The sequence below is a fragment of the Nocardia amamiensis NBRC 102102 genome, from assembly GCF_001612745.1.
Lineage (GTDB): Bacteria > Actinomycetota > Actinomycetes > Mycobacteriales > Mycobacteriaceae > Nocardia > Nocardia amamiensis.
In genome coordinates, this window is sequence record NZ_BDBA01000301.1 from 1 (window position 1) to 8706 (window position 8706).

The window sequence follows — 8706 nt, forward strand, 5'->3', positions numbered from 1 at the left end:
GCACGGTGAGCCCGCGGGCATGGCCGCGGTGATCTCCTTCGCCACCGACCTGTTCGACGCCCCGACCGTCGCCGAGTTCGGCCGCCGCTACCTGCGCGTGCTCGAAGCCGCCGTCGCCGCGCCGGAGACCGCCGTGCGCGACATCGAGATCCTCGACGAGGCCGAGCGCGCCCGCGTGCTCACCGAGTGGAACCAGACGCGGCACGATCTGCCCGCGGCCACCGTGCTCGAACTGTTCGAGGAGCAGGTGCGGGCCAGGCCCGGCGACCCCGCCGTGGTGTTCGACGGCGGCACGCGCGCGGTAGATGAGTTCGGCCTTCCGGTCGAGCTCACCTACGCCGAGTTCGCCGCGCGCGTGAATCGCCTGGCGCGCAAGCTGATCGACGCGGGCGTCGGCCCGGAGTCGCTGGTCGCGGTCGGCATCCGCCGGTCGGTGGACATGCTGGTGGCGATCTACGCCACCATGACCGCGGGCGGCGGCTACGTGCCGATCGACCCGGACCACCCGGCCGAGCGCACCGAATACGTGCTGGACAGCTCGGCACCGGTGTGCGTGCTGACCACCACCGCGGACAACGTCACCGCCGCCGGCATCCCGGTGCTCACGCTGGACACCCTGGACCTCAGCGGATTCGGCGACGGACCGATCACCGACGCCGAGCGTCGCGCGCCGCTGCGCGCGACCAACACGGCCTACGTGCTCTACACCTCCGGCTCCACCGGCCGCCCCAAGGGCGTCGCGGTCAGCCACGCCTCGGTGGTCAACCAGATCGCCTGGATCACCGGCGAATACCGGATCGGCCCCGCCGATGTGATCCTGCAGAAGACGCCGGTCACCTTCGACGTGTCGGTGTGGGAGCTGTTCGGCACGCTGGCCGTCGGCGCCCGCATGCTGATCGCCGCGCCCGACGGCCACCGCGACCCGATGTACCTGTCGGAGATCATCGGACGGCACCGGGTCACCATGACCTCGTTCGTGCCGTCGATGCTCTCGGTGTTCGCCGGCGCCGCGTCCACGGCCGAATGCGCCTCGCTGCGTGCGGTTCTCGTCGCCGGTGAGGCGCTGCCGCCCGCGACCGTGACCGCGTTCCGGCAGTTCTCCACCGCCGCGGTGCACAACCTGTACGGTCCCACCGAGTTCACCGTGCACGCCACCGCGTGGCAGCTCAACGAGGTTGCGCCCACGACGGTGCCGATCGGCCGCCCGGTGTGGAACGCGCAGACCTACGTGCTGGACGAGGGCCTGAATCCGGTTCCGGTCGGCGTGCCCGGCGAGCTGTACCTCGGCGGCGCGCAGACCGCCCGCGGCTACCACGGCCGCCCCGACCTGTCCGCAGAGCGTTTCGTCGCCGACCCGTTCGGCGCGCCCGGCTCCCGCCTGTACCGCACCGGCGACCTGGTGCGCTGGGTGCAGCCGCGCGATCCGGAAGTCGGCAGCGCGGGCGCGCTGGAGTACATCGGCCGCACCGACTTCCAGGTGAAGTTCCGCGGCCAGCGCATCGAGCTCGGCGAGATCGAGGCCGCCCTGCTGGAGCATCCGGCCGTCACCCAGGCCGTGGTGCTGGTGCTGGACACGGTCGCCGGCGACCAGTTGGTCGCCTACGTGGTCACCACCGGTGGCCCGGTCGACCTGGACAACATCAAGAACGCGCTGCACCGCACGCTGCCCGCCTACATGGTGCCCTCGGCGATCGTGGTGCTGGAGGCGTTCCCGCTCAACGCGTCCGGCAAGCTGGACCGCAAGGCGCTGCCCGCCCCGGTGTTCGAGGTGCGCGAATTCCGCGCCCCGACAACGCCGATCGAGGAGATCGTCGCGCAGATCTTCGGTGAGGTGCTCGGCATCTCCCGCGTCGGCGTGGACGACGACTTCTTCGAACTGGGCGGCAACTCGCTGATCGCCACCCAGGTCGCCTCCCGCCTCGGCATCGCGCTGGACACCCGGGTGCCGGTGCGCATGCTGTTCGAGGCGTCCACGGTCGCGGCGCTGGCCGCGCGGGTGGAGTCGCACGCGGGCGACGGCGCACGCAAGGCGCTGGTCGCCAGGCAGCGCCCGGAGCAGGTGCCGCTGTCGCTCGCGCAGCAGCGCATGTGGTTCCTCAACCGGTTCGACACCTCCTCGGCGGTGAACAACATCCCGGTCGCGATCCGGCTGTCCGGTGACCTGGACATCGCCGCGCTGCAGGTCGCGGTCATCGACGTGATCGACCGGCACGAGTCGCTGCGCACGGTGTTCCCGGAGACCAAGAGCGGCCCGGTGCAGGTGGTGCTGGACGCCGCGCAGATCGTCCCGGACCTGACCCCGGTGCCGGTGACCGAGCACAACCTGATCGATCACCTGGTCGAGCTGGCCTCGATGGCGTTCGACGTGACCAGCGAAGTACCGCTGCACGCACGGCTGTTCGAGATCAGCGAGACCGAGTACGTGCTCGGCATGGTGGTGCACCACATCTCGGCCGACGGCTGGTCGATGGGTCCGCTGGCCCGCGACGTCATGGTGGCCTACGCCGCCCGCACGTCCTGGGAGGCCCCGGCCTGGTCGGCGCTGCCGGTGCAGTACGCCGACTACGCGCTGTGGCAGCGCGAGGTGCTCGGCGCCGAGGACGACCCGAGTTCGCTGATCGCCAACCAGATCCGCTACTGGACGCGCGAACTGGCCGATCTGCCGGACGAATTGGTGCTGCCGTCGGATCGGCCGCGCCCCGCCGTCGCCTCCTACCGCGGCGGCACCTACCCGTTCGTGATCTCCGGCGAGACCCAGCGCGCCCTGGTCGAGCTGGGCCGCAGGCACAATGCCTCGCTGTTCATGGTGCTGCACAGCGCGCTCGCGGTACTGCTGGCCAGGGCCAGCGGCACCGGCGACATCGCCATCGGCACGCCGGTCGCCGGTCGTGGTGAGGCCGCGCTGGACGACCTGATCGGCATGTTCGTCAACACCCTGGTGCTGCGTACCGCGGTCGATTCCGGCGACTCTTTCGCCGATCTGCTCGCGCAGGCCCGCGAGATCGACCTGCACGCGTTCGCGCACGCGGACGTGCCGTTCGAGCGGCTGGTCGAGGTGCTCAACCCGGCCCGCTCGCAGGCGCGGCACCCGCTGTTCCAGGTGATGCTGACCTTCCAGAACACCAGGCAGGCCAGCCTGGAGCTGCCCGGTCTCTCGGTCAACGGCATCGACTACGACGCCCGCCTGGCCAAGTTCGATCTGCAGCTGACCCTCTCGGAGACCCAGGACGAACTGGGCGAGGCGGCGGGCATGTCGGCCGAGTTCTCCTACGCGCTGGATCTTTTCGACGAACCGACCGTCGCGGCGTTCGCCCGACGCCTCGATCGCATCCTCGCGGCCGTGACCGCCGATCCGAACGTCCCGATCGGTGACATCGACCTGCTCGCGCCCGAGGAGCACGCGCGGGTGCTGGTCGATTGGAACGACACCGGACACCCGGTGGATCAGCACGCGACGCTGATCTCGCTGTTCGACGCGCAGGCGGCGGCAACGCCCGACGCGATCGCGCTGGAATTCGACGACGAGCGGCTGACCTATCGCCAGTTCCAGGAGCGGGCCAACCGCATCGCGCGGCAGCTGATCGGCGCGGGCGTCGGCCCCGAATCGCTGGTGGCGCTGGCGCTGCGGCGCTCGACCGAGCTGGTCGTCGCGATGTACGCGGTGGTGCAGACCGGCGCGGCCTACGTCCCGCTGGACCCGGACCAGCCCGCCGACCGCGTCAACTACATCATCGAGACCGCGCGGCCGCGGATGATCCTGTACCGCTCGGCGGACGGATTCGACTTCGACCCGCAGCCGCAGGTGACGGTGTTGTCGGTCGAGGGCATCGAAGGGGTGCCCGGCTTCGCCGCCACCAGCGGCGCGCCGATCACCGACGCCGAGCGCACGCAGCCGTTGCACCCGGAGAACACCGCGTACGTGATCTTCACCTCCGGCTCCACCGGACGCCCGAAGGGTGTGGCGGTCAGCCACGCCGCGATCGTCAACCGGTTGCTGTGGATGCAGCACCAGTACCCGATCGGTCCCGAGGACGCGGTGCTGCAGAAGACCCCCGCCACGTTCGACGTGTCGGTGTGGGAGTTCTTCTGGCCGTTGCAGACCGGTGCCAGGTTGGTCGTCGCGCGCCCGGACGGGCACCGCGACCCGGTGTACCTGTCCCAGATCATCGCCGAGAAGCACATCACCACAGCGCATTTCGTGCCGTCGATGCTCTCGGTCTTCGTCGCCACGCTGGGCAACGAGAACGGCGACGGTCTCGCCGCGCCGCGGCTGCGGCAGGTCTTCGCCTCCGGTGAGGCGCTGCCCGCGCAGACAGCACAGCGTTTGCGTGAGCTGACCGGCGCGCGGTTGCACAACCTGTACGGCCCCACCGAGGCCGCGGTCGACGTGACCTATCACGAAGCGACGGACGCGGATACGGTGTCGGTGCCGATCGGGCGCCCGGTGTGGAACACCCGCGTCTTCGTGCTGGACAGCCGTCTGCACCCGGTCGCGCCGGGTGTCGCGGGTGAGCTGTATCTCGCGGGCGATCAGCTGGCGCTGGGCTACCTGGGCCGTCCGGACCTGACCGCGGACCGGTTCGTCGCCAACCCGTACGGCGCGCCGGGTGAGCGGATCTACCGTACCGGCGACCTGGTGACCTGGACCGCCGACGGCGAGCTGGACTACCTGGGCCGCACCGACTTCCAGGTGAAGCTGCGCGGTCTGCGCATCGAGCTGGGCGAGATCGAGGCCGCGCTGCTGGCGCAGCCGGGTATCGCCCAGTCGGTGGTCGTGCTGCGCTCCGACGCCCACGCGGGTGACCAGCTGGTCGGTTACCTGGTGGCCGAGGCCGACACGACCGTCGACATCGACGAGGTGAAGGCCGCGCTGGCCACCGCGCTGCCGGGCTACATGATCCCGGCCGCGCTGGTCGTGCTGAACGCGTTCCCGGTCAACGCTTCCGGCAAGCTCGATCGCAAGGCGCTGCCGGCGCCGGTGTTCGAGGCCAAGGTGTTCCGTGCCCCGTCCACGCCGATCGAGGAGATCGTGGCGGAGGTTTTCGCCGATCTGCTCGGCGTGCCGCGCGTCGGCGTGGACGACGACTTCTTCGAGCTGGGGGGCAACTCGCTGGTGGCCACCCAGGTGACCGCCCGGCTGAGCGCGGCGCTGAACACCGACATCGGCGTGCGGGTGCTGTTCGAGGCGCCGACCGTGGCCGCGTTGGCCGCGCGGGTCGAGTCGCACGCGGGAACCGGTGCGCGCCAAGCGCTCACGGCCCAGGTGCGGCCCGAGTACCCGCCGCTGTCGCTGGCGCAGCAGCGGATGTGGTTCCTCAACCGCTTCGACGCCGACTCCGCCGCCGACAACATTCCCGCCGCGGTCCGGTTGGACGGTGCGCTGGATCTGGACGCGCTGCGCGGCGCGATCGCCGACGTGATCGCGCGGCACGAATCGCTGCGTACGGTCTATCCGTCCCGCGACGGCGTCGCCTATCAGCGGGTGCTGTCCGCGACCAGGGCGATTCCGGAGCTGGACGTGGTCGAGGTGGCCGAGGGGCAATTGCTCGGCGCTTTGTACGCCTTTGTCGAGCGCGGTTTCGACGTGACCACCGAACCGCCGGTGCGCCTGCGCGCCTACCGGCTCGCCCCGGACGACTACGTGCTGGTCGTGGTGGTGCACCACATCGCCGCCGACGGTTTCTCGATGCGTCCGCTGGTGCGCGACCTGATGACCGCCTACGTGGCGCGGACCTCGGCAGCGCAGCCGGGCTGGCCGCCGCTGGCGGTGCAGTACGTGGACTTCGCGCTGTGGCAGCGCGACACGCTCGGCACCGAGGACGATCCGACCTCGCTGATCTCCGAGCAGCTCGACTACTGGCGCGGCGCGCTGGCCGGTCTGCCGGACGAGCTGCGCCTGTCCGGTCGGCCGCGGCCCGCCGTCGCGTCCTACCGCGCGGGCACCCATCGCTTCCGCGTACCAGGTGAGCTGATCGATGAGCTGAATCGGGTCGCGCACGCGCACGGCACCACGCTGTTCATGGTGGTGCACAGCGCCTTCGCCGCGCTGCTGGCGCGGTTGAGCGGTTCCGACGACATCGCCATCGGCATCCCGGTCGCCGGGCGAGGCGAAGCCAAACTCGATGACCTGATCGGCATGTTCGTCAACACCCTGGTGCTGCGCGCGCGGGTGGACACCGCCGAGTCGTTCGCCGACCTGCTCGCCCAGGTCCGCGAGCGCGACCTGCAGGCGTTCGCGCACGCGGACGTGCCGTTCGAGCGGTTGGTCGAGGTGCTCAACCCGGCCCGATCGCAGGCGCGGCATCCGCTGTTCCAGGTGATGCTGTCGTTCCAGAATCTGGGCCGCACCGCGCTGGAGCTGCCCGGCCTGACCGTCTCCGAGCTGGGCATCGACCAGCCGACGGCGAAGTTCGACGTGCAGCTCACCCTCAGCGAGGTGCCCGGCGCCGAGACGGCGATGGACGCCGAGCTCGTCTATGCCACCGACCTTTTCGACGGCGCGTTCGCGGGCGCGTTCGCCGAGCGTTTCGTGCGCGTGCTGCACGGTGTCGCCGCCGACCCATCGGTCACCGTCGGCGACATCGACCTGCTGGACGACGCCGAGCGGTCGCTGGTGATCGAGCGGTGGAACGACACCGAGTTCCCGGTCGACGCCGCGCTCACCTCGCCGGTGGGCGATGCCGCCGCGACGCTGGTCTCGCTGTTCGAGGCGCAGGTCGCGCGCACGCCGGACAGCCCCGCCGTGACGTTCGAGGGGACGAGTCTGTCCTACGCCGAGTTCGCTGCGCGAGTGCACCGCCTGGCGCGCTGGCTCAAGAGCAATGGCGTCGGCCCGGAATCGTATGTGGCCCTCGGCATGCGCCGCTCGATCGACCTGGTGGTCGGCATGTACGCGGTGAACGCGGCGGGCGGTGCGTACGTGCCGTTGGACCCGGACCATCCGGCCGAGCGGATCGATTACATCCTCGAGACCGCGCGCCCGGTCTGCGTGCTGACCTCCGGTTCCGATCTGGAGACCACGGTCTCCCGGCAGGTGCGCATCGACCAGCTGGAGCTGTCGGAGTTCTCCGACGAGCCGGTGACCGACGCCGATCGGCACAAGCCGCTGCGTCCGGCCAACACCGCGTACGTGATCTTCACCTCCGGTTCGACCGGCCGCCCGAAGGGTGTGGCGGTGTCGCACGCGGCGATCGTCAACCGGCTGGTGTGGATGCACGCCGAGTACGGCTTGGCGGCCTACGATGTGGTGTTGCAGAAGACCCCGGCGACGTTCGACGTGTCGGTGTGGGAGTTCTTCTGGCCGTTGCAGGTCGGCGCGCGGCTGGTCGTCGCGAAGCCGGACGGTCATCGCGATCCCGCGTACCTGGCGGGCCTGATCGTCGACGAGCAGGTCACCACGGTGCACTTCGTGCCGTCGATGCTGTCGGTGTTCGTGGCGGACGAGCGCGCGGCCGAATGCACCAGTCTGCGTAATGTTTTCGCCTCTGGTGAGGCGTTGCCCGCGGTGACCGCGCAGAAGTTGCGTGCGTTGACCGGTGCGCGGTTGCACAACCTGTACGGTCCGACCGAGGCCGCGGTCGATGTCACCTTCCACGAGGTGACCGAGGACGACACCGTTTCGGTGCCGATCGGTGCTCCGGTGTTCAACACGCAGGTGTACGTGCTGGATTCGCGGCTGCGGCCGGTTCCGGTCGGCGTGCCGGGTGAGCTCTACCTGGCGGGCGCGCAGCTGGCGCACGGCTACGTGGGTCGTCCCGACCTGACCACCGAGCGCTTCGTGGCCAACCCGTTCGGCGACGCCGAGCGCATGTACCGCACCGGTGATCTGGTCGCGTGGACCGAAGACGGTGAGCTGGAGTATCTGGGCCGCACCGACTTCCAGGTCAAGGTGCGCGGTCTGCGGATCGAGCTGGGCGAGATCGAGTCGGCGCTCACGGCGCTGGAATCGGTGGCGCAGGCGGTGGTCGTGGTGCGCGCCGATGAGCGCACCGGCGACCAGCTGGTGGCCTATCTGGTGGCGGACCCGGACCGGGTGGTGGACGTCGAGTCGGTCAAGGCCGAGCTCGGCGCGCGGCTGCCCGGGTACATGGTGCCCGCGGCCTATGTGGTGCTCGATGAGTTCCCGCTGAACGCCTCGGGCAAGCTGGACCGCAAGGCGCTGCCGGAACCGGTCTTCGAGGCCAAGGTGTTCCGCGCGCCCGCGACGCCGGTGCAGGAGATCGTGGCCGACACCTTCGCCGAGGTGCTCGGCGTGCAGCGGGTCGGCCTGGACGACGACTTCTTCGAACTGGGCGGCAACTCGCTGGTCGCCACCCAGGTGGCGGCGCGACTGGGCGAGGCGCTGGATACGCAGGTTCCGGTGCGGGTGCTGTTCGAGGCGTCCACCGTCGTGGCGTTGGCCGCGAAGGTGGAATCGGCTGCCGGACAGGGTGGCCGTGCGCCGCTGGTCGCGCGGGAACGGACCGAGCTGGTGCCGCTGTCACTGGCTCAGCAGCGGATGTGGTTCCTCAACCGGTTCGACAACCAGACCGCGGTGAACAACATCCCGGTCGCGCTGCGGCTGACCGGTGCGCTCGATGTCGCCGCGCTGGGCGCGGCCATCCGCGATGTGCTCGCGCGGCACGAGGCGCTGCGCACCGTCTATCCCGAGGTGGAGGGCACCGGTTACCAGCGTGTGCTGCCGGTCGGGGAGGTCGTCTTCGACTT

The 8706-nt window shown here is 70.4% G+C and carries 1 protein-coding gene; it reads left to right on the forward strand.

The features are described 5' to 3' along the window. The coding region (locus NA4_RS36110; protein ID WP_157129511.1) for a non-ribosomal peptide synthetase at positions 1-8706 on the forward strand (8706 nt) is incomplete at both ends.